Source organism: Rheinheimera maricola, assembly GCF_016918075.2.
GTDB lineage: Bacteria > Pseudomonadota > Gammaproteobacteria > Enterobacterales > Alteromonadaceae > Alishewanella > Alishewanella maricola_A.
This window is the reverse complement of record NZ_JAERPS020000006.1, coordinates 298,794-320,867: the sequence shown is the minus strand read 5'-3', so window position 1 is coordinate 320,867 and position 22,074 is coordinate 298,794. Positions and strand designations below refer to the sequence as shown.

The window sequence follows — 22,074 nt, the reverse complement described above, 5'->3', positions numbered from 1 at the left end:
AAAGCTGGATTTTTATATTCATTTCAATGCATTACTGCAAAACAGAAATATCAGCAACCTGCAGAAACAGCTCGCGCAATTGCTTCAACAACGCCTGTCGGTTAGCCCGTACCGCGGCATCATCGGCGTTTACCATCACCTTATCGAAGAAGCTGTCAATCGCTTCGCGCATGTCGGCCAAATGCGCTAAACCTTCGGCATAGCTTTGTACACCAGCCTGATGGGCTTGCTCGGCCACAATAGCACTGTGCAGTGCCTGCTCGGCCTCTTCCTGTAGTAAAGCGCTATTCACCGTCGTAGCAATGTCACCTTCCACTTTGGCCAGAATATTCGCTACCCGCTTGTTCGCTGCCGCTAAAGCCGCGGCAGCGTCAAGTTTACCAAACTGTGCCACGGCTTTAACGCGACGATCAAAATCAGCCGGGTTGGTGGGCCGGCGAGCGAGTACAGCTTGTATTACGTCTACGCCATAGCCTTCGCTTTCATACCAGGCGCGGAAACGCCCCAGCATAAAGTCCAATACCTCGTCAGCCACTTTTGTATTGCTTAACTTAGTGCCGAACGTTTGTTGGCTAAACGCAATCGCATCGACTAAATCCACCGGCAGTTGTTTGTCAACCATAATGCGCAGTGCGCCAATAGCTGCACGGCGCAGCGCAAATGGGTCTTTGTCACCCTTTGGCGCCTGGCCAATGCCGAAAATACCCACTAAGGTATCCAGCTTATCGGCAATGGCTACCGCTGCACCTTCTAGTCTACTTGGCAGTTCGTCGCCGGCAAAACGTGGCATATACTGCTCGTTCAGTGCCAGTGCTACGGCCTCAGGCTCACCATCCAAGCGAGCATAGTGCATACCCATAATGCCTTGCACTTCCGGGAACTCGCCAACCATATTGGTCATTAAGTCGGTCTTTGATAGTAAACCAGCACGCTCAGCGGCGGCCACATCCGCGCCAATTTTACCTGCAATATAACCGGCAACTTTACTGATGCGCTCAGACTTTTCAGCTAAGGTACCCAACTGCTGTTGAAACAGCACTGTTTGCAAGCTATCTAAACGCTGTGCCAGCTTTTGTTTGCGATCGGTGTTAAAGAAAAACTGTGCATCAGATAAACGCGGCCGCACAACCTTTTCGTTGCCGCTGATAATCTGCTGCGGATCTTTGCTGGCAATGTTTGCGACAAAGATAAATTTGTTCTGTAGCTCGCCCGCGTCATTTAACAACGGGAAGTACTTCTGGTTGTCTTTCATGGTAGAGATAAGTGGCTCTGGCGGTACCTGCAGGAAGCTTTGCTCAAAACTACCTACTAGCACCACTGGCCATTCCACCAATGCGGTCACTTCTTCCAGTAAGGCGTCATCCATTAATGCCTTACCATTAAGTGAAGCTGCTGTTTTTGCTACTTCAGCCGCGATAAAAGCTTTGCGCTCAGCAAAGTCTGCTACCACAAAAGCACTGCGCAAAGTAGCCAGATAGTCGTCGGCATGATTAATGGTGACTTTTTCTGGCGCATGAAAACGATGGCCATAGGTTTGCTTGCCACTGTCACGGCCAAGTATAGTCGCCGGTACCAACTCGGTACCAAACAGCATAATAATGGTATGCACAGGACGGATAAATTCTGCAGTCGAATTGCCCCAACGCATTGGTTTGGCAATGGGTAGCTTTGCCAACGCCAGACTGACAACATCGGATAGCAACGCTACTGTAGCAGCGCCCCTTACCTGCGCCTTATGCAACAACCAAGCTCCTTTATCGGTTTCTAACCTTTCGGCCTGCTCAATGGTAATACCACAGCCTGCGGCCCAGCCTTGAGCCGCCTTGGTTGGCTTACCCTCTGCGTCAAAGGCAGAGGCGATAGCCGGACCGCGTTTTTCTACCACTTTGTCCGCTTGCTGCGCAGCTAGGGCATTAATACGTACCGCTAAACGCCGTGGTGCAGCGTACCAATGCACGTCGGCATGGCCCAGCTCTAACTTGCCCAGTTCTGCCTGGAGATTATCAGCAAAAGCCGTCGCCAGGGTTTTTAGTGCTTTAGGGGGCAGCTCTTCGGTGCCAATTTCAACAAAAAAATCTTGCGCTGCCATTATGCCTCCTGCTTAGCATTTTTGTTGTTATTACATAGCGGGAAACCGAGCTTCTCACGCGATGCGTAGTAAGCCTCAGCACAGGCCTTTGCCAGCGCCCGGACACGTAAAATATAACGTTGCCGCTCCGTTACTGAAATAGCATGCCGCGCGTCTAGTAAGTTAAATGCGTGCGAGGCCTTCATCACTTTCTCATAGGCCGGCAAAGCTAAGCCCTGCTCAATTAGGTATTGGCTTTCTTTTTCACATTGATCAAAAGAAGCAAACAAGGCACTAACATCAGCATGTTCAAAGTTGTAAGTACTTTGCTCAACTTCATTTTGATGGAATACATCGCCATAGGTAACCCGGCCCAGCGGACCATCAGCCCATACCAGATCGTAGATGGAGTCAACGCCCTGAATATACATGGCCAACCGCTCTAACCCGTAAGTAATTTCACCGGTAACTGGCCGACACTCTAAGCCGCCCACTTGCTGGAAATAAGTAAACTGGGTCACTTCCATACCGTTGAGCCACACTTCCCAGCCCAAGCCCCAGGCACCTAACGTTGGCGACTCCCAGTTATCTTCAACAAAACGAATATCATGCACCAGCGTATCGATGCCCAACTCGCGCAAAGAGCCCAAATACAGCTCCTGAATATTGTCTGGTGACGGCTTTAAAATCACCTGAAATTGGTAATAGTGCTGCAAGCGGTTGGGGTTTTCACCGTAACGACCATCGGTAGGCCGGCGGCATGGCTGCACATAGGCGACATTGGTTGGCTCAGGCCCCAGCGAGCGTAAAAAGGTCATTGGATGAAAGGTGCCAGCACCGACTTCTAAGTCTAGTGGCTGCACTATCACGCAACCCTGGCGTGCCCAATAATCCTGCAGCGCTAAAATTAAGCCCTGAAAGGTTTTCATATCGTATTTTTGCATGCGCTTCTAACTCGTTAAAATGACAGAGGGGCCGAAGCCCCTTAGGTATTAGTCGACAATACTACACGTCCAGGTTGGCCACATAGAGCGCGTTCTCTTCAATAAAGGCGCGTCGCGGCTCTACATGGTCGCCCATCAGGGTAGCAAACAGTTGGTCAGCGCCAATGGCGTCTTCAATGGTTACCTGTAGCATACGGCGGCTTTGTGGATCCATGGTGGTTTCCCACAGCTGATCCGGATTCATCTCGCCTAGCCCTTTATAGCGCTGAATATACAGGCCGCGTTTTGATTCGCTCATCAGCCATTCCAGTGCCTCAAGGAAGGTCTCTACCGGTTTGATTTTTTCACCACGGCGAATGTAACCGCCTTCTTCTATCAGGTCGCGTATTGCATCACCCAGTGCGGCAATACTTAGATAGTCACGTGAAGTAACAAAGTCGTAATGCAGCAGGTATTCATTATCAATACCGTGCTGACGAATAATCACTTTCGGTAGGAAAAGCTGCCGCTCACGGTCTTCGTGTACCGCATAGCTGTAGCTTGAGCCATCGCCTTCTTTATCATCTAAACGCTGCACCAGGGTTTTCGCCCACTGCTCGCTATACTCTGCTGATTTCGCTTTTGTAACGTCCAACGTTGGTACATAGATTAGCTCGTTTAACAAATTAAACGGAATTTTGCGTGTTAAGCGCACTATAGTCGCAGATACCTTATGGTACTGGCGAACCAGGGTTTCCAATGCAGCACCACCGATACCAGGCGCTTCAGCATTTACGTGCAGTGCTGCTTCGTCCAGTGCTAAGGTAGTCAGATATTCGGTTAACGCCGCTTCATCTTTAATATACTGCTCTTGCTTGCCTTTCTTCACTTTATACAGTGGCGGCTGAGCAATATAGATATAGCCGCGCTCGATAAGCTCCGGCATTTGGCGGTAGAAAAAGGTCAACAACAAGGTACGAATATGCGAGCCGTCGACGTCAGCATCCGTCATCAGGATAATGCTGTGGTAGCGGGTTTTATCCGGGTTGTATTCTTCGCGGCCGATACCACAGCCCAGGGCTGTGATTAAAGTACCAACTTCTTGTGAGGACAACATTTTGTCGAAACGAGCTTTTTCTACGTTAAGTATCTTACCTTTTAACGGCAGGATTGCCTGATTTTTGCGGTTGCGGCCCTGCTTAGCAGAACCACCCGCAGAGTCACCCTCTACTATGTACAATTCAGATAACGCTGGGTCTTTTTCCTGACAATCAGCCAGTTTACCCGGTAAGCCTGCAATATCCAGCGCTCCTTTACGTCGCGTCATTTCGCGCGCTTTTCGGGCGGCGTCACGGGCACGGGCGGCATCGACAATTTTGCCAACGATAATCTTGGCATCGTTCGGGTTTTCCAACAGGTATTCATTCAGTTTCTCGCCCATTACGCTCTCTACCGCTGAGCGTACTTCGCTGGATACCAGCTTATCTTTGGTTTGCGAGCTGAATTTGGGGTCTGGTACTTTTACACTGATAACAGCGGTTAAGCCTTCGCGAGCGTCATCACCAGAGGCTTGCACCTTCATCTTCTTGGCGTAACCTTCATGCTCAATGTAGCTATTCAATACCCGTGTTAAAGCGCCTCGGAAGCCTGCTAAGTGCGTACCACCATCACGCTGCGGAATGTTATTGGTAAAACAGAATACGTTTTCCTGATAACTGTCGTTCCATTGCATGGCTACTTCAACTGAAATGCCATCGTCGCGCTGGTCAGTAAAATAAAATGCCTTCGGATGGACACTGGTTTTGGTGCGGTTTAAATACTGCACAAAGGCTTCAATGCCGCCTTCATATTTGAAATGGTCTTTCTTATCATTGCGCTCGTCAGTAAGAATAATACTGACACCGGAGTTTAAAAATGACAGCTCACGTAAGCGCTTTGCCAGAATATCAAAGTGGTAATTGATATCGGTAAAAACGGTTGGGCTGGGCCAAAAACGAATAGTTGTGCCTTTATCTTCAGTTTCACCAATTACCGCCAACGGTGCTTGCGGCACGCCGAGGTGATAAATCTGCTGGTAAACTTCGCCTTTGCGGCGAATGGTTAGCTCCAGCTTATCAGACAGTGCGTTTACCACAGATACGCCTACGCCGTGCAAACCGCCAGACACTTTATAGGAGTTATCGTCAAACTTACCGCCTGCGTGCAGTACCGTCATAATGACTTCTGCTGCCGATACACCCTCTTCGTGCATATCAGTCGGGATACCACGACCGTTGTCGCGCACCGAAACCGAGCCATCGCTGTGAATGGTTACCCAGATATCAGAACAGTGACCCGCTAAGGTTTCGTCGATAGAGTTATCGACCACCTCAAACACCATATGGTGCAGGCCTGAACCGTCATCGGTATCGCCGATGTACATGCCTGGTCTTTTACGAACTGCATCCAGTCCTTTTAATACTTTTATGCTCGAGGAATCGTAGTTATTTTGTTCGGCCATCGTCATCTGTCCGTGCTGTTAGCTGTCCATGTTCCACGTGAAACATCGCCAGTTGCCCGGCGGCGATAAATGGTGAAACCTGGTCAGCGTTAATTGCAGTAATAAAAACCTGTGAGTTTATATCGCGTAAATAGCTAAATATCTGTCGGGTAGACTCCTGGTCTAATTCCGACGCCAAATCATCGATCAACAACAGCGGTTGTTTCTGACCGTTGTCACGAATAACATTGTTTTGCGCAATTTTAAGCGCAAATAATAACACTTTTAACTGACCACGGGATAACACTTCTTCTGCTGCCCATTGGTCTTTTTTTAGTTTCAAATCGGCTTTTTGTGGACCATACAGCGTAAATCCCATCCGGCAATCTTGGCTAAAGCTTTGTTGCAGTAGCTGCAGTAGCTGCTCAGGCGTGGTAATTTTGTCAGGCCAACCTTGCTGTAACTGAAAGCTTAACTGCAGCATCTGCTCGTCAGCCAACGTAAGCTGGCGAAAGGCTTGCTCTAATTTATCAATATATGCCTGCCGTAACTGCTGCAATTCAAACGCCAACGACACAAATTGCTCGTCCCAGTACTGAAACTGGCTATCATACTGACGACTGCGCTTTAACAAGGCATTACGTTGTTTAAGTATCTTATTAAACCGAAGCCAGCTGTCGAAAAACTTTGGTTCCACGTGGAACAAACCCATATCGAAAAACTGTCGCCGCTCTTTTGGTCCACCAAAGAACAAGCGAAAACTGTCTGGCGTAATCAGCTGCACGGGTAACAAGCTAGCAAACTCCGCCAAGCGTGTCACGTTTGCGCCATTCAGACGTAATACTAGTTCGCCTTGCTTGTCGCGTTGCAAACCCATGCTATGCGTTTGTTGCTGGTTAAACACTTTCGCATGTAAGGTAAAAGCGTCCTTTTCATGCTGCACCAAACGCTGTGAACGACTAGTGCGAAATGATCGACCATGCGCTAAATAATAAATGGCCTCCAGCAAACTAGTCTTGCCAGAGCCATTCATACCAACAATTAAATTAAATTGGCCGTGTGCACTTAACGACACTGCCGTCAGATTGCGAAACTGACTGGCGCTGACAAACAGCAGTGACATAATTTATAAGCGCATTGGCATAACAACGTAGGAAGCGCCAACATTGCCTACGCCCTCTACCAGCGCACTGGAGTTAGCGTCGTTCAAATGCAGGATCACCAAATCGGTTGCCAACGTATTTAATACGTCGAGTAAATAACCGACATTAAAACCAATTTCAAGAGTATCACCTTGATACTCTACCTCTATAATTTCTTCCGCTTGTTCATGTTCGGGGTTATTAGCCACTATCTGCAGTTCTGCACTGTTTAACGTAAAACGCACGCCGCGATACTTTTCGTTAGACAAGATTGAAGCACGGGTACAGGCATCTTTTAACGCGCTACGATGCGCCGTAACCATTTTAGTACTATTACGTGGTAATACACGACGGTAGTCAGGGAAGCGGCCGTCAATTAGCTTACTGCTAAAAACAAAACTGCTGTCGGTTAAGCGAATATGGTTCTGGCCCAAGCTTAGGGTGACCAATTGGTCGTCACTGGCCAACAAGCGCATCACTTCTAGTACACCTTTACGCGGAATAATAATTTGTTTTTGCTGGGCAATTAAACCCGGCAGCTCCAGACTGCTGAGCGCCAAACGGTGACCGTCGGTAGCTACCGCCTTTACCGCGCCATTATCTACCTCAAACAACAAGCCGTTTAAGTAATACCGCACATCCTGGTTTGCCATCGAAAAAGCGGTATCGTCTAGCAGCTTACGCAACTGCATACGGCTAAGCTGGATATCCACCTCGCCCTGCCAACTTTCTAAATTAGGGTACTCAGACGCACTTAACGTCGACAAGGTAAACTTAGTTTTACCACAGGTCAGCACACAGTTATCACCCTGCAGCTGTACGCGAATGTCGGCACCTTCTGGCAAGCTACGGCAAATATCCAGTAGCTTCTTCGCGGGCACCGTAATACGCCCGGGGCTTTGTACAGTTAAACTGTCGGTCGTCGCTACAAGCTCTACTTCCAAATCAGTGCCAGTAAGCGAAATTGTTGCTTCGCTAACATCAAGCAGCACATTGGATAAAATAGGTAGTGTATGGCGGCGCTCTATAGCACCAGACACCATTTGTAATGGCTTAAGTAAGGCGTCTCTGTTGATGGAAAATTGCATGACCAAGTCCCTTTACGATGACAAAGTGCGAATTAAATTCTGGAAGTCTTCTTTTATTTCGTGTGTTTCTTCTTTTAACGACTCGATTTTACGACAAGCATGCAGCACCGTGGTATGGTCGCGCCCGCCAAAGGCATCACCAATTTCTGGCAAGCTATGGTTAGTCAACTCTTTTGACAATGCCATTGCCATTTGCCGTGGCCGGGCCACCGAGCGCGAACGCCGCTTTGACAATAAATCGGCGACACGGATTTTGTAGTATTCAGCCACTGTTTTCTGAATATTTTCAATGGTAACCAACTTATCTTGTAACGCCAGTAAGTCACGCAGTGCTTCACGCACGAAATCGATGGTAATGGGACGACCGGTAAAGTTAGCGTTAGCGATAACCCGATTCAACGCGCCCTCTAATTCACGCACATTAGAGCGCAAGCGCTTGGCAATAAAAAACGCCACTTCTTCTGGCAGGCGGATCTGGTTCTCATGCGCTTTACGCATTAGGATCGCCACTCGGGTTTCCAGTTCTGGCGGTTCAATCGCAATGGTTAAGCCCCAACCAAACCGCGACTTCAGCCGGTCTTCAACACCGTCGATTTCTTTTGGATAACGATCGCTGGTTAAAATGATCTGTTGGTTGCCTTCGAGCAAAGCATTAAAGGTGTGAAAAAATTCTTCTTGTGAGCGTTCTTTATTGGCAAAAAACTGAATGTCATCGATAAGCAGTGCATCAACCGAACGGTAATAGCGCTTAAACTCTTCTATAGCATTGTTTTGTAATGCTTTTACCATATCCTGCACAAAGCGCTCAGAGTGCATATAAATGACTTTAGCATCTGGCTTCTTCGCCAGAATGCCATTGCCTACCGCGTGCAACAAGTGGGTTTTACCCAAACCGGTTCCGCCGTAAATAAATAGCGGGTTGTACGCCGTGCCGGGGTTATCAGCCACCTGGCTGGCAGCCGCGCGCGCTAACTGGTTCGATTTACCCTCAACAAAGTTAGTAAAGGTATAATTCGCCCGCACATTACTGGTTACAATCGTTTTAGGTGCAGGCTCCGGCGCTTCTCGCTGCACCGGCATGGCTTGTGGCACTGCTGCTAAGGCTGGTGCAGGGACGTTAGACCGGGCTTTATTACTTTGGCTAGAACCAACGTCAAATTTTAAGCGCGGCGCATCGTCACCGCAGTAATCCTGGATCAGTTCTAAGATCCGACTCAAATATTTTTCACGTACCCAATCCAGCACAAACCGGTTTGGCGCATACAAGGTTAGGCCTGCATCTGAACTATCAGCTTGCAGTGGGCGGATCCACATACTGAAATGCTGTGCGGGCAATTCGGTTTGCAACGCTTGCAGGCAATTTTGCCAAACGGACTGATACACCATATCTCCTGAAGCCTTAACTATTGTGATGAAAAAGGCTGGCGTAAGTAAACGAAGGGCACATTATGGTACTATCTTATCCACAACTTCAATATTGACTTTTTCAAATTTACACCACACCACCAGATAAACACATAAACCTCTGTATAGTATCAATATATTTATCTTATACCTTTTAATAATACCGATGCTTTATGTTGGCGAAATTTGAACTAACCAGAAAATAATACACACTTTATTCAACAAGCACCTCCGCGCCTGTGGAAAACTTTAGGGAAAACAGGATCAGAGATGATCAGTGTGTAATAAAACGCAGGATCAGATTGACTTTAGTACGCAGACTACTTAAAATTCGCGCTCATTTTTGTCAGCTGCGTTTTGGTATATTTGCTAAAACACAGAAACCTTTAGTAAATATTTCGACCGGACGGATGAAATCATGAGTAAAAGAACTTTTCAACCAAGCGTATTAAAGCGCAAGCGTAACCACGGTTTCCGTGCTCGTATGGCTACTAAAAGTGGTCGTCAGGTATTAGCGCGTCGCCGTGCTAAAGGCCGTCAGCGTTTATCTGCTTAATCAGCGGTTATCCGCTGAGTGGTCAGCCTGAAATTTGGTCGGGAGTTACGCCTGTTAACTCCCGGTCAGTTCGATAATGTATTCAAACTCCCTTTCCGAGTTTCTTCTCCGCTGTTTACCATCCTGGCAAAAGCCAATGATCTACCCCATCCCCGATTAGGCCTTACTATCGCGAAAAAACGTGTTAAATTAGCCGTGCACCGCAATCGTATAAAACGCTGCGTGCGTGACAGTTTTCGTTTGCATCAACATGAGTTGCCTGGCGTCGATTTAGTACTGATGGTAAAAGGTGATATTAGCAACACAGCTAATGATGAGTTACATAGGCAACTGGAAAAGTTATGGCGCAAGATCGCTCGCCAATACACCGCGCTGCAGTCAGCCTAGCCCTAACGCTACTTCAGGGTTACCAAAGACTGATTAGCCCGCTGTTTGGGCCAAGTTGCCGCTTTCAGCCAACCTGCTCACATTATGCTATCACCGCAATAGAGCGCTTTGGCGTGCTAAAAGGCAGTTGGTTAGCAGCAAAACGTATATTAAAATGTCATCCCCTACATGCAGGCGGTGATGATCCTGTTCCTGAAAAGCCCAATGAGAAAAGCTAAGCCATGGAATCACAACGTAGTTTATTAGTTATAGGTCTGGCACTAGTCAGTTTTTTACTCTGGCAGCAGTGGAATATAGACACTGCACCCAAACCTGTTACGCCGGTTACCCAACAAAGCCCAAGTGGCAGTAGTTCTGCCGACTTGCAACTCACCACCGCCGATGCCGAACAGCCCATTGCCGCCATTGCAGCAGCGGCGCGCAGCATTACCGTTAGCACAGATGTACTGCAGCTGAGTATTGATAGCCGCGGTGGCGATATTGTCGATTTACAACTACCGGCATTTGAATTGAAAAAAGGCGAAGCAGCAGCCTACCCACTGATGCGTCGTTTGAACGGATTTGAGTATGTGGCACAAAGCGGTCTGATTGGCCGTGACGGCCCGGACGACAGCCGCAATGCCCGCCCGGTGTACAGCACAGCACAAAACAGCTATAGCCTAGCCGAAGGTGCTACAGAATTAGCAGTGCCGTTAATGTTTAACCACAATGGCCTGCAAATTGAAAAACGATTTACCTTTACTGCCGGCCAATATGATGTCCGGGTAGAATATTTTCTACATAACCAAAGCGGCGAAGTTAAAACCGTTCAACCTTATCAGCATTTGGTTCAAAGTATCGACAATGGTGAAAGCAGCAGCATGATGATGCCGATATATCGCGGCGGTGCCTACGGCACATCATCTGAGCGCTATAACAAATACGCTTTCGATGACATGCAAGACAAAAACCTGCTGGAAGCCACAACTGGCGGTTGGGTTGCCATGCTAGAACACTACTTTGTCTCGGCTTGGGTACCTGATCAACAAGCTGATAACCAATTATACAGTCTGGTGCGCAACGGCCAGGGCGTTGTTGGCGCTAAAGGCCCGGCAATTAATATCGAACCGGGCGCTGAAGTAACCCTCGCCAGTACTTTTTATGCCGGACCGAAAGATCAAGACAGCCTGGCTAAAATAGCCAATGGCCTGGATTTAACCGTTGATTACGGTTTCCTATGGTTTATATCACAACCTCTATTCTGGTTATTGACCACAATACAAGGCTTTGTGGTGAACTGGGGTGTCGCCATTATCTGTATTACGCTAATTGTAAAAGGCGCCATGTACCCATTAACCAAAGTGCAGTACGAGTCGATGGCTAAGATGCGTAACTTAAAGCCAAAAATAGACGAGCTGCAAGCTCGCTACAAAGATGACCGGCAAAAAATGGGGCCGGCCATGATGGAACTGTATCGCAAAGAAAAAGTTAACCCCATGGGTGGCTGCTTACCGATGATCATTCAGATGCCGATTTTCCTGGCGTTATACTGGGTATTTGTAGAAAGCGTAGAGCTGCGCCACGCGCCATTTATGTTATGGATTAACGATTTGTCGGCGCAAGACCCGTACTACGTACTGCCGGTTCTGTTTGGTTTAAGCATGTTCTTAATGCAAAAACTAACACCAATGCAGGTTACCGACCCAATGCAACAGAAGATTATGATGTGGATGCCGGTGGCGTTTTCAGTATTCTTCCTCTGGTTCCCGAGTGGCCTGGTACTATACTGGTTTGTTAGTAACCTGATTTCACTGGCGCAGATGCTGTATATCTACCGCGGTATGGAAAAGAAAGGCCTGCATACTAAAAAGGCTTAAACAAGCTCAAAAAGCAGGGGTAAGGTGTCATCATGAAGCAGCAACAGGGATGTTGCGGAGATTGAGACAGCACAAGGAAGTGCTGTCGAAAGCGGCGAAATGATGATTTCCTTACCCTTGCCGTTAAAACTTAAGCCTGTCGCATCACGTTGACAGGCTTTTTCCATTAAGAGGCAACAACATGTTTACTACAGACACCATCGCCGCTTTAGCCACCGCTCCCGGCCGCGCCGGTGTCGGTATTATCCGCATCTCAGGCCCTAATACCAAAGCCGTAGCCCAGGCCATACTGCACAAGTTACCTAAACCGCGCTATGCCGAGTACTTACCGTTTTTTGATGCCCAAGCCAAAGTGCTGGATCAGGGCATTGCCCTGCTCTTCCCTGGGCCAAATTCGTTTACCGGCGAAGATGTACTGGAGCTTCAAGGCCATGGCGGCCCGATGCTACTGGATATGCTGCTAAAGCAGGTATTAGCACTGCCCAATGTGCGTATCGCCAGGCCAGGTGAATTCTCTGAACGGGCGTTTTTAAATGACAAGCTCGATTTAGCCCAGGCCGAAGCCATAGCCGACCTGATTGACGCCAGTAGCGAACAAGCGGCACGCAGTGCTATGCAATCGCTACAAGGCGAATTTTCGAACCGCATTCATCAGCTGGTCGAAAAAGTGATCCACCTGCGCATGTACGTCGAAGCGGCGATAGATTTCCCGGATGAAGAAATCGACTTTTTATCTGACGGTAAAGTCGCATCTGATTTAGCAGACATCATCGATTATCTTGCCACGGTAAGAAAACAGGCCACCCAGGGCAGTATTTTGCGCGAAGGCATGAAAGTGGTTATTGCCGGGCGACCCAATGCCGGTAAATCCAGCTTGCTGAATGCCCTTGCTGGCCGCGAAGCCGCTATTGTTACCGAGATTGCCGGCACTACCCGCGACGTACTACGTGAGCATATTCATATCGACGGCATGCCGCTGCATATCATCGACACCGCCGGTTTACGTGACGCTACCGATCAGGTGGAGCAAATCGGTATAGAACGGGCGTGGAAAGAAATAGAGCAAGCCGACCGGGTACTGTTTATGGTCGACGGCACCACCACCAACGCCACCGATCCACACGATATCTGGCCTGACTTTATCGACCGCTTGCCAGCCAATTTGGGCGTAACGGTAATTCGCAATAAAGCCGATATTACCGGCGAGATGCTCAATCCAGAGTCGACCGCAGACTTAACCGCCAAAGCGCCGGTATATCGCTTATCGGCCAAAACCGGGGATGGTATAGACGCGCTGCGCGAGCATTTAAAGCAATGTATCGGCTTTGACGCCAGTACCGAGGGCAGCTTCCTCGCCCGCCGCCGCCACCTGGATGCACTGGATCGCGCCGCCGAGCACCTTGCTATCGGCCAGGAGCAACTACACAGCTTTATCGCCGGTGAGATTTTGGCCGAAGAGCTGCGGCTAACCCAGCAACACCTGAACGAAATAACCGGCGAATTTAGTTCGGATGATTTACTCGGTAAGATTTTTAGCTCGTTTTGTATCGGTAAATAAGCCACAATTTATTTATAATAATTAAATATTATGCTTAACAAAGCACAGGTTTCGAAAGAAAAACCAAACTGGTTAGATCAGATGGGTGCAAAAGTACTGCTAATATGTGTTTAACAACTAACCCGAAATCTACGTAAGCATTGCGATTTGCGAGATGAGGGGGAAAAAGCCGGCTCTATGCCGGTTTTTTCGTTTTTACAGCATGTGGCTATGGAAAGCACAAATGAAGACTCGCATCTACATCGACGGTTACAACCTGTATTACGGTGTCCTAAAAAACACCCCCTTATAAATGGTTAGACCCGATTGAGCTGGTCAAAAGTACAATCACAAACTCCGTTCCGGCAAAAATTCTGGCAGAACTAGGTAGCGTAGTAATTACGAAGTACTTCACTTCCGAAGTTATCCCGAAAATTACATTTTCAGCAACAGCTAAAACCGACCAAAAAGCTTACCACCAAGCGTTACAATGCATTTATCCCGAAGAAATGTTCACCATTATTCTCGGAACCCATACCGTGAATCCTGTGACTTTACGACAAGTCGACCCATTGCGCCCCAAAGAACTACACGCAGGATGTCCACAAGTAAACGTTTGGCGGATCGAAGAAAAACAAACTGATATCAATATTGCAGTCCACGCTTTAATGGACGCATTCAACGATCCATCGCCTCAACACTTTGTATTCGTTTCTAACGATACCGATCTATGCCCGCTACTTGATGCTCTAAAAAAACTGGAACATATAAAAACGGGGGTCATTGCTCCGGTTGATGGCATCTATCAGCACCAAGCAACAGACCTTGCTTGTCGAGTTGATTGGGCAAAAAAAGAAATTAAAGCGGAAGAACTCAAAGCGGCTCAGCTAGCGCTAAGAATCGACAGCTCTGTCAGGACAGAGCTCAAATCAAGTATCAGAAAGCCATTAGAATGGTTCGGCGCTAAAGAGTTATCGGGTCAGATCTTTGAAACTCTTTTTGCGGCTATGGAAAAGCGAAATAAGGTTTACCAATGGCTTGAACAACAGCCTGTAAAGAATGCTATCGATGGAGTTCCTGACTTGCCATCTCCGGCAATCGACTTACTCGACGATGTTGATACCGCAAAATTAGTCCTTATCCACGCACAAGCATATGCTGACTACGTATCGAAAAACGGAAAGAGGTAACAACTACCGACCAAAAGCTAATATTTGCCTATCATGATATTTTCTTATCCGAAAACTGCCCACCTACAGTCACCACAAATCAACATAAAGAATTGATTTAAAATGATTCTATACATTCTGTATTGGTAAATAATTACTTCAACGCATCTAACTGCTGCGCGGTGTTATCTGTTGCGATAAGCACCGCTAACAGCAATGCCCCGACAGCCACAAAACCGGCTGCCAGATACAGGCCAATATTGTACTGCCCAGTCACTTCTGCCAGATAGCCGGTTAGGGCCGGCGCCAGTACCTGAGCACTGCCGTAGGCCAGTGTCATTTTTCCCATTAACTTTGCCGGTTTACTTGGATACAAGCGCCCTGCCATCGTCAGCACTAAGCTCACCACGCCAATAAAGGTCGCACCAAACAACGCCGCGCTTAACAAAACCGCCGCGAGTGAGCTAAACCACAATGGCAATAAAATTGCCGCGCTTTGTGCCAGTAACGCCAGCATAATGGCTTTCAGATAGCCGGTTTTACGCGCGATTAAATCCCACAACAATACCGCAGGTGTGGCCGCCAGACCTAAAACAATAAAACTCAGGTTGCCACTGCCACTTAAGCCCGGCATACGCTCAACAATGGTGACGATAAAGGTCGCACTGATGACATAGCCATAACCGGCACAAAAATAACTGGCCAGCATCAGCCGGACAAAGCGCTTGGCCGGTGGGGTATCAACAGCGCTATGCTGCGTCGACAGTGCAACGGTAGCCGGGCGCGGTAACCAGCACCAGGCAGGAATAGCCAATAACAAACCAAATAGAGCAAAATATTGCCACTGGGCACGCCAGTCCAGCTGCTGGCTTAGCATCAGTTCAACCAACAGTGCAGCCAGGGCAATACCAAAGCCCAACCCGGCAAAATGGATACCCAGTTCAGCCCGTTGTTTGTGGCTTAACAGCCAGTGCATTATCAAGCCAGAGGCAATCAACATAGAGCCGGCACTACTTAAGCCGGCGATAAAACGCCACAGCGACCACAGCCAGACGTTATCAGTTAACGCCATACCCAAGGTGCTCAATACCGCTAAAATCAATCCCAGCCGGTACAGGCTGTCTTTTAATTGAAGGTTGTTCAGGCTCGCGGCCAGCAAAGCGCCGGCCATATAGCCTAAATAGTTAACTCCAGCCAGATAACCACCACTGGCATCATTCAGTAACTGGTGCTGCTGCATTAACGGTAACAGCGGTGTATAAGCAAAACGAGCCACGCCTAAACAAAGTAACTGGCTGAAAAACCCGGCCAATAACACATAATACCGCTGCGGTATGCTCATCTGTTAAGCGCATCCCTGAGATAAAAAACCAGCTTAATATAACTAAAAAGGCCGTGATATACGGCCTTAGTCTGATGTACCTTTTTTAACGCCTAACGGGCATAGGTTGCTGTTAACGTGGCTTTGCCCAGCGCCATGGCGTTCAGCATAAAGCCCACCACCGCTGCGCTTGCGCCATCAGCTGCCGGCAGGGTTTCTTCCGGTAAGGCCCAGACAGTAAACTGATAACGGTGCATACCATGGCCCTCGGGCGGGCAGGCGCCGCCAAAGTCTTCGCTACCGTAATCATTGTTAAAGCTGCGACAACCCGGTGGCAAACTGCCTTTACCGGCGCCGCGGGCTAAGCCTGTCGCCGCTGGCGGAATATCAGTGACCAACCAGTGCCAAAAACCTGAGCAAGTGGGTGCATCCGGGTCAAATACGGTAACAGCAAAACTTTTAGTACCGGCCGGTGCGTTGGCCCACTGCAGTTCAGGGGATACATTTTTGCCGCTGCAACCAAAGCCATCAAACTCATGATCTTTGGCCATAAAATGGCCTTCTTTAATGTCTGCACTGCTAAGCGTAAAAACCTGTGGTGTCATCTTGCCTCCAAAAGTGAGTAAACACTTACTTATACTGAGATAACCATTGGTAAAAGGCTTGTTTGGGAAAAGCACCCGCTTGTTGTGCCACCACCTTGCCTTGTTTAAACAGCATTAACGTTGGAATAGAGCGGATATTAAACTGCGTCGCTAATGCTTGCTGCTGCTCGGTATTGATTTTGCCAAAGCGAAAGTGCGGTTCCAGTTCTGCCGCTGCCTGGTTAAATACCGGCGCAAAGCTCTGGCAAGGGCCACACCAACTGGCCCAAAAATCTACCACCAACGGCAATTCACTTTTATTGGCATGGGCAGTAAAGTTGACTGCCGTCAGTTCAAGTGGCTGACCACTAAACAATGGCTGTTTGCATTTACCACAACGCGCTTCAAGCGCCGGCTTCTCAGTCGGCAAACGATTTAAGCCATTACAATTCGGACAGGCGATAATCATACGCAGCTCCAGATGTTGTCTACCGGCTGATATATGGCGCCTGGCCGGTTGCTTTTAAAGCCAAGCTAAAAACTTAGTTGCTGCCAGCCGGTTTTATTGTCAAAGCTCAGGCTTTTAACCTCCCCACGGCCTTCGATGTTTACCGTATTTACCTGTGCCGGCCACAAGGCCTGCAAAGCGCTGTGCTTAATGCGCAAGCCTTTCAGCTCAGTTGGCATCGGCGCTTCCTGATACACCCAGAAAAACCGGCCGTCCAGTTGCCCGCCAACCAGTGCTAAACTGATAGCTTCACCCGCTGGGGTTGTCAGCGCAAAATGTTCACTGACATATTGGCTGAATATTTGTTGGGTTTGCTCACTGTTTAACAGATCGGCGCTTTTATCAAATAGTTGTTTAACACCGTGTTCGGCGTCGTGTACATAAAAGCGGTGCATTACTTCAATATTGCCACTGCGCTGGTTAAATACCACCTTAGTCAGCGCAGCTTTCATTTCATGTGCCGCTAACTGACCGCTGCACACGGCCAGTAGCAACAAGGCTAACAGCCTACACATCAATTATTGTCCTTTTGACCGTCTTCTAACTTTTTCGCCGGATCTTTCAGTTCGGTTTTGCTGTCCTGCATAATATCGCGGCTGACTTTAGCTTTACTCTTGTCAGCTTTATACGCTTCTATGCGTGACGGGATAATACGGCGCGGATAAAAGTTATTTTCAATATCCACATCCGCCGTTTCCCATTTAGGATCGACTACTACGTCCAGCAATACCTTATCTTTGGCAGTAACAATCAGTTTATTCACTGCCTTGGGGCTGCGGCGCCAAATTTCAGCCGGAATATACTGCTGCTCGCTGCTACCGTCGGCATAGTTCAACTGCAGCAAAATCGGCATCACCAGGCCGCCCTTGTTGCTAAACTGGAGTACATAATAGTTTTTATCTTCTACCACCGCACGCTCAAAGGCGGTGCGCTCCCACGGCTCTAAATCGTGCAGGAACTTGCTGTAAGCATTACGCTCTTTGTTGGTGACGGTAAAGCGATCATTTTCGTCGTAGAAATCGCGCACATCCGGGTTTTTATCTATCCACAGTACTTTGCCTTCTGCGTTGTTGCGCTCAACAAACAATGGCATCGGTTTATCAAGTTCCTGCTGACGCTGGCGCTGAAAATCAATGTCCGGGTTCTTGGTGTCTAAGCGCAGCTGAAACACTTTATCCAGCGAGATATCTACATGGTCAGTAGTGTAAAACCAGCCACGCCAGAACCAATCTAAATCGACGCCGCTGGCCTCTTCCATGGTACGGAAAAAGTCTGCCGGTGTTGGCCGCTTAAACTTCCAGCGTGTAGCGTATTCTTTAAAGGCAAAATCAAACAGTTCGCGGCCTAAAATCACTTCGCGCAGGATATTCAGTGCGGCCGCCGGCTTAGTATAGGCATTAGGCCCCAATTTCAGCACGCTGTCAGACTGCGTCATAATCGGTACCTGCACATCGGATTTCATATAGTCGACGATATCGCGCGGCTCTACGCCCCATGGAATTGTCGGGTCCCACTCGCGACCGGCAACACCGTCTAAAAAGCTGTTTAAGCCTTCATCCATCCAGGTCCACTGCCGCTCGTCGGAATTTACCACCATCGGGAAATAAATATGACCTACTTCGTGGATCACCACGCCGATTAAAAAGCGTTTTTCGGCTTGCGAGTAGGTGCGGCTGCCATCATCCTGCAATTTGGTGCGCGGGCCGTTAAAGGTGATCATCGGGTATTCCATGCCGCCAACCGGGCCATTTACCGATTGCGCTACCGGATAGGGATAATCAAACGAGAACCGCGAGTACACTTCCATGGTATGCACTATGGCTTCGGTAGAATACTTCTGCCATAAATCGCCGCCTTCTTTGGGGTAAAACGACATCGCCATCACAAACGGCTGTTCGGTGCCACCTTGCTGATAGCCTTTGGCATCCCAGATAAACTTACGCGATGAAGCCCAGGCAAAATCGCGCACATTTTTCGCTTTAAAATGCCAGGTTTTGCTGCTGTCTGTACCGGCTTTTTCGTTTTCCAACGCTTCCGCTTCGGTAACCACAAACACCGGCCGTTTCGCCGTTTTGGCTTGTTCCAGTCGGCTTAACTGCTGTTTGGTTAATACCTTGCTGCTGTTTTGTAACTCACCCGTGGACGATACGATATGATCGCTTGGTACCGTTAATTTAACGTCATAGTCACCAAACTCCAGCGTAAACTCGCCACGACCTAAAAACTCTTTGTTGGTCCAGGCTTCATAATCGGTGTACGCCACTAAACGAGGAAACCACTGCGCCAATAAGAAAATATCATTGCCGCCTTCACGAGCGTCTTTAGGGAAATGTTCGTAACCTGCGCGCGCCGATACCGCATCTTCTTCAACAATGTTGTAAGCAAAGTCCAGGCTGAAATCCACAGATTGGCCCGGTTTTAATGGTTTATCCAAGTCGATACGCATCAAGGTGCCGACAATGGTCGCCGGCAATGTGCTACCACTACTGCTTTTTACATTACTAATAACAAAGCCCAATTCGTTATCGGCCATAAACTGCTGCCGGCGCAGCTCTTCCAGGCTTAGACGGGCGCTAATGTCGCCATCGCCAATAGAAGTAGCCGGGCCACGGCGGCCAATACCACCAAAGTCTGTACTCATTTCGGCCATCGAATCGTTTTTAAAGATATTTTGATCCAGATGCAGCCAAAGATACTTCAGACTATATGGGGAGTTATTTTTATAACTAATTTGCTGCTTAGTGCTGAGCCGGCGTTTGGCTTCATCAAGCTCAACGTCCATTTTGTAGTTTACCTGCTGCTGCCAGTATTGCTGACCGGGCTCACCGGCAGCATTACGGTACACATTGGGTGTTGGTAACACTTCTTCTAACTGGCGAAACTTATCTTCAAAGTCACCTTTGGTTTGGCGGATAGCATCAGCGTTTGCAACCGTACTGCACAGCAGTGTCGCCAGTAAACTCAGTAAAGGTAAGGTTGTTAAGGTCACACGGGACAAAACGGTTGGCATAATGAGCTAGTCTCTTATTGTTTTAATGGCAAGAACCAAGCCCTCTACAATAAGAAACTTCGGCGGTGCAAACAAGCGTCGTTCAACACGCCTGGTGGTTAATCTGTCGCCAATAAAAAACCCTGCCGTAGCAGGGTTTTATTAAACAGTATGAAACTTAGTCACGTGGTTTGCGCGGTGCGCGTGGCGCTGCACCCGGGCGCGGACCAGGGCCGTTAGACGGACGACGCTCACCAGCTGGTGCTGCTCCGCTGTCTACCGTGATATTCAGCTTTTGCTTACGCACATAAACTTTTTTCAGGTGCTGGAAAATTTCATTCGGAATAGTTGCCGGCAACTCAACCGTGCTGAAATGATCAAACAGCTTAATATTACCGATAAACTGGCTGTCGATATTGGCTTCATTGGCAATAGCACCAACGATATCACCGGCACGTACACCATGCTCTTTACCTACTTCTATGCGGTAAGTCTGGTAATCGCCTTTCATTTCGCGCTTAACACGTGGGCCACGGTCCGGACGCTCGCCGCTACGCTCAGGACGATCACTACGTTCACGACGCGGACGGTCATCACGCTCACCACCACGAGAGTGTGGTTCACGGATTTCCGGGAATTGATTGGCCACGTTTAACGGCTGATCTTTCTGTGCTAAAAACAGCAAGGCTGCAGCTAAGTCGTTTTCAGTGGTTTCAATCTTCTCACGCCAATCGTTAATTAACGTTTGGAAGAAACTTAAATCTTGAGTTTCGATAGTTTGCGCTAACTGCTCACGGAAAGATTCAATACGACGCTGCTCAATAACACGGCCGGTAGGCAGAGACATTTGCTCAATTGGCTGCTTGGTAGCATGCTCAATGGTGCGCAGTAAACGGCGCTCGCGTGGCGAAACGAATAAAATCGCTTTACCTTCGCGACCGGCACGACCAGTACGGCCGATACGGTGTACATAGGCTTCACTGTCATACGGAATGTCGTAGTTTACTACCAGGCTGATACGCTCTACGTCCAAACCACGGGCGGCAACATCAGTAGCAACAATCACGTCTAACTGGTTTGCTTTCATTTTACGAATGGTCAGTTCGCGGTGCGCCTGATTCATATCACCATTTAAGCAAGCAACAGCATAACCGCGGGCGCCCAGTTTTTCGGCAATTTCTTCAGTAGCGCTTTTGGTACGCACAAACACGATAGTGGCATCGTACTCTTCGCCTTCCAACAACCGGGTTAATGCATCCAGTTTCTGGTTGCCATCTAACATGACATAGCGCTGAGTAATACGCTCAACAGTGCTGGTTTTTGAGGCAATTTTAATTTCTTCAGCATTTTTTAAATGCTTTTGCGCAATAGCGCGGATTTGCGGTGGCATGGTAGCAGAGAACATCGCTACCTGACGGCCGGCCGGAGTGGCATCCATAATGGTTTGCACGTCGTCGATAAAGCCCATGCGCAGCATTTCGTCGGCTTCATCCAGCACGATAGCACGCAGCTTATCCAGCTTTAATGTACCACGGTCTAAGTGATCGAGAATACGGCCAGGCGTACCAACTATAACTTGAGAGCCACGTTTTAGTGATTTCAGCTGGTTAGTATAACTCTGACCACCGTATAATGGCAGTACATGAAATGCCGGCATATAACGGGCATAAGCCTGGAACGCTTCAGCAACCTGAATGGCCAGCTCGCGCGTTGGTGCCAACACCAGAATTTGTGGATCATTTTGCGCAGGGTCAAGCCGTGCTAATAAAGGCAGCGCGAAAGCACCGGTTTTACCGGTACCGGTTTGCGCCTGGCCTAATACATCCTCGCCAGCTAATAATTTAGGGATAGCAGCAGCCTGGATAGGCGACGGCGTTTCATAGCCAAGTTCAGTAACAGCACGAACAATAGCTTCAGGCAGCATTAGCTGGGAAAATGACACAGTGTCAGACATACGTTGTTTAAACCTCAATAACACGCAGGCGTAGTGGTAGTGCTATTGTTGTTTTTACTTAGCCTGCAGAGCAGTAAAAACACGTAAATCATGCCAAAGCCGTAGCATT

At 48.4% G+C, this 22,074-nt stretch carries 18 protein-coding genes; 6 read left to right on the top strand and 12 right to left on the bottom strand.

Annotation, left to right across the window (positions count from 1 at the left end; translation table 11 throughout):
* Positions 1-31 precede the first annotated feature (31 nt).
* From glyS to dnaA, 6 genes are all read right to left on the bottom strand, one after another.
* The gene (gene glyS / locus I4W93_RS16960) at positions 32-2,089 is read right to left on the bottom strand and encodes a glycine--tRNA ligase subunit beta (RefSeq protein ID WP_205311972.1); all 2,058 of its coding nucleotides are present in this window, start codon (positions 2,087-2,089) and stop codon (positions 32-34) included.
* Complete coding sequence (glyQ, locus tag I4W93_RS16955) at positions 2,089-3,012, bottom strand: glycine--tRNA ligase subunit alpha (RefSeq protein ID WP_205311971.1); 924 nt, start codon at positions 3,010-3,012, stop codon at positions 2,089-2,091. Before glyQ ends, glyS begins: the two co-directional genes overlap by 1 nt.
* Positions 3,013-3,073: 61 nt before the next feature.
* A complete protein-coding gene (gene gyrB / locus I4W93_RS16950) occupies positions 3,074-5,491 on the bottom strand; it encodes a DNA topoisomerase (ATP-hydrolyzing) subunit B (protein WP_205311970.1) in 2,418 nt (805 codons plus the stop codon).
* Positions 5,475-6,593 (bottom strand): DNA replication/repair protein RecF, encoded by a 1,119-nt coding sequence (gene recF / locus I4W93_RS16945; protein WP_205311969.1) that lies wholly within the window; start codon positions 6,591-6,593, stop codon positions 5,475-5,477. Before recF ends, gyrB begins: the two co-directional genes overlap by 17 nt.
* 3 nt (positions 6,594-6,596) lie before the next feature.
* Positions 6,597-7,700 carry a DNA polymerase III subunit beta gene (dnaN, locus tag I4W93_RS16940; protein ID WP_205311968.1) on the bottom strand — a complete coding sequence of 368 codons (1,104 nt, stop codon included), beginning with the start codon at positions 7,698-7,700 and terminating at the stop codon, positions 6,597-6,599.
* A 12-nt stretch (positions 7,701-7,712) separates the two neighbouring features.
* Complete coding sequence (gene dnaA, locus I4W93_RS16935) at positions 7,713-9,083, bottom strand: chromosomal replication initiator protein DnaA (protein WP_205312013.1); 1,371 nt, start codon at positions 9,081-9,083, stop codon at positions 7,713-7,715.
* 439 nt (positions 9,084-9,522) lie between these two features.
* Between dnaA and rpmH the strand changes: the two genes are divergently transcribed.
* From rpmH to I4W93_RS16905, 6 genes are all read left to right on the top strand, one after another.
* The gene (gene rpmH, locus I4W93_RS16930; protein WP_046553411.1) at positions 9,523-9,660 is read left to right on the top strand and encodes a 50S ribosomal protein L34; all 138 of its coding nucleotides are present in this window, start codon (positions 9,523-9,525) and stop codon (positions 9,658-9,660) included.
* Between the two features lie 18 nt (positions 9,661-9,678).
* Positions 9,679-10,047 (top strand): ribonuclease P protein component, encoded by a 369-nt coding sequence (gene rnpA / locus I4W93_RS16925; RefSeq protein ID WP_205311967.1) that lies wholly within the window; start codon positions 9,679-9,681, stop codon positions 10,045-10,047.
* Positions 10,002-10,265, top strand: coding sequence for a membrane protein insertion efficiency factor YidD (gene yidD, locus I4W93_RS16920; RefSeq protein ID WP_205311966.1), 264 nt, complete (start codon positions 10,002-10,004; stop codon positions 10,263-10,265). Before rnpA ends, yidD begins: the two co-directional genes overlap by 46 nt.
* A 3-nt stretch (positions 10,266-10,268) precedes the next feature.
* The gene (gene yidC / locus I4W93_RS16915; RefSeq protein ID WP_205311965.1) at positions 10,269-11,903 is read left to right on the top strand and encodes a membrane protein insertase YidC; all 1,635 of its coding nucleotides are present in this window, start codon (positions 10,269-10,271) and stop codon (positions 11,901-11,903) included.
* 181 nt (positions 11,904-12,084) lie between these two features.
* On the top strand, positions 12,085-13,461 hold the full coding sequence (mnmE, locus tag I4W93_RS16910) for a tRNA uridine-5-carboxymethylaminomethyl(34) synthesis GTPase MnmE (protein WP_205311964.1): 1,377 nt from the start codon (positions 12,085-12,087) through the stop codon (positions 13,459-13,461).
* A 518-nt stretch (positions 13,462-13,979) separates the two neighbouring features.
* Positions 13,980-14,630 (top strand): NYN domain-containing protein, encoded by a 651-nt coding sequence (locus tag I4W93_RS16905; RefSeq protein ID WP_205311963.1) that lies wholly within the window; start codon positions 13,980-13,982, stop codon positions 14,628-14,630.
* A gap of 133 nt (positions 14,631-14,763) precedes the next feature.
* Here I4W93_RS16905 and I4W93_RS16900 read toward each other — a convergent pair whose 3' ends face one another.
* The 6 genes from I4W93_RS16900 to I4W93_RS16875 all read right to left on the bottom strand — a co-directional run bounded on the left by I4W93_RS16900 (position 14,764) and on the right by I4W93_RS16875 (position 21,965).
* Positions 14,764-15,951 carry a YbfB/YjiJ family MFS transporter gene (locus I4W93_RS16900; RefSeq protein WP_205311962.1) on the bottom strand — a complete coding sequence of 396 codons (1,188 nt, stop codon included), beginning with the start codon at positions 15,949-15,951 and terminating at the stop codon, positions 14,764-14,766.
* A 92-nt stretch (positions 15,952-16,043) separates the two neighbouring features.
* Positions 16,044-16,535, bottom strand: coding sequence for a YbhB/YbcL family Raf kinase inhibitor-like protein (locus I4W93_RS16895; protein WP_205311961.1), 492 nt, complete (start codon positions 16,533-16,535; stop codon positions 16,044-16,046).
* Between the two features lie 25 nt (positions 16,536-16,560).
* Positions 16,561-16,983 carry a thioredoxin TrxC gene (gene trxC / locus I4W93_RS16890; RefSeq protein WP_438646779.1) on the bottom strand — a complete coding sequence of 141 codons (423 nt, stop codon included), beginning with the start codon at positions 16,981-16,983 and terminating at the stop codon, positions 16,561-16,563.
* 65 nt (positions 16,984-17,048) lie between these two features.
* A complete protein-coding gene (locus I4W93_RS16885) occupies positions 17,049-17,537 on the bottom strand; it encodes a DUF6702 family protein (RefSeq protein ID WP_205311960.1) in 489 nt (162 codons plus the stop codon).
* Positions 17,537-20,032, bottom strand: a complete 2,496-nt coding sequence (locus tag I4W93_RS16880; RefSeq protein WP_224673515.1) for a M1 family metallopeptidase — start codon at positions 20,030-20,032, stop codon at positions 17,537-17,539. The genes I4W93_RS16885 and I4W93_RS16880 overlap by 1 nt, the downstream gene beginning before the upstream one ends.
* A gap of 157 nt (positions 20,033-20,189) precedes the next feature.
* Positions 20,190-21,965 (bottom strand): DEAD/DEAH box helicase, encoded by a 1,776-nt coding sequence (locus I4W93_RS16875; RefSeq protein WP_205311959.1) that lies wholly within the window; start codon positions 21,963-21,965, stop codon positions 20,190-20,192.
* Positions 21,966-22,074: the final 109 nt, after the last annotated feature.

Excerpts from the sequence above, each read along its gene's own strand:
- glyS (WP_205311972.1), bottom strand. The coding sequence starts at position 2,089 with ATGGCAGCGCAAGATTTTTTTGTTGAAATTGGCACCGAAGAGCTGCCC.
- glyQ (WP_205311971.1), bottom strand. The coding sequence starts at position 3,012 with ATGCAAAAATACGATATGAAAACCTTTCAGGGCTTAATTTTAGCGCTG.
- gyrB (WP_205311970.1), bottom strand. The coding sequence starts at position 5,491 with ATGGCCGAACAAAATAACTACGATTCCTCGAGCATAAAAGTATTAAAA.
- recF (WP_205311969.1), bottom strand. The coding sequence starts at position 6,593 with ATGTCACTGCTGTTTGTCAGCGCCAGTCAGTTTCGCAATCTGACGGCA.
- dnaN (WP_205311968.1), bottom strand. The coding sequence starts at position 7,700 with ATGCAATTTTCCATCAACAGAGACGCCTTACTTAAGCCATTACAAATG.
- rpmH (WP_046553411.1), top strand. The coding sequence starts at position 9,523 with ATGAGTAAAAGAACTTTTCAACCAAGCGTATTAAAGCGCAAGCGTAAC.
- yidD (WP_205311966.1), top strand. The coding sequence starts at position 10,002 with ATGGCGCAAGATCGCTCGCCAATACACCGCGCTGCAGTCAGCCTAGCC.
- yidC (WP_205311965.1), top strand. The coding sequence starts at position 10,269 with ATGGAATCACAACGTAGTTTATTAGTTATAGGTCTGGCACTAGTCAGT.
- mnmE (WP_205311964.1), top strand. The coding sequence starts at position 12,085 with ATGTTTACTACAGACACCATCGCCGCTTTAGCCACCGCTCCCGGCCGC.
- I4W93_RS16900 (WP_205311962.1), bottom strand. The coding sequence starts at position 15,951 with ATGAGCATACCGCAGCGGTATTATGTGTTATTGGCCGGGTTTTTCAGC.
- I4W93_RS16895 (WP_205311961.1), bottom strand. The coding sequence starts at position 16,535 with ATGACACCACAGGTTTTTACGCTTAGCAGTGCAGACATTAAAGAAGGC.
- trxC (WP_438646779.1), bottom strand. The coding sequence starts at position 16,983 with ATGATTATCGCCTGTCCGAATTGTAATGGCTTAAATCGTTTGCCGACT.
- I4W93_RS16885 (WP_205311960.1), bottom strand. The coding sequence starts at position 17,537 with ATGTGTAGGCTGTTAGCCTTGTTGCTACTGGCCGTGTGCAGCGGTCAG.
- I4W93_RS16880 (WP_224673515.1), bottom strand. The coding sequence starts at position 20,032 with ATGCCAACCGTTTTGTCCCGTGTGACCTTAACAACCTTACCTTTACTG.
- I4W93_RS16875 (WP_205311959.1), bottom strand. The coding sequence starts at position 21,965 with ATGTCTGACACTGTGTCATTTTCCCAGCTAATGCTGCCTGAAGCTATT.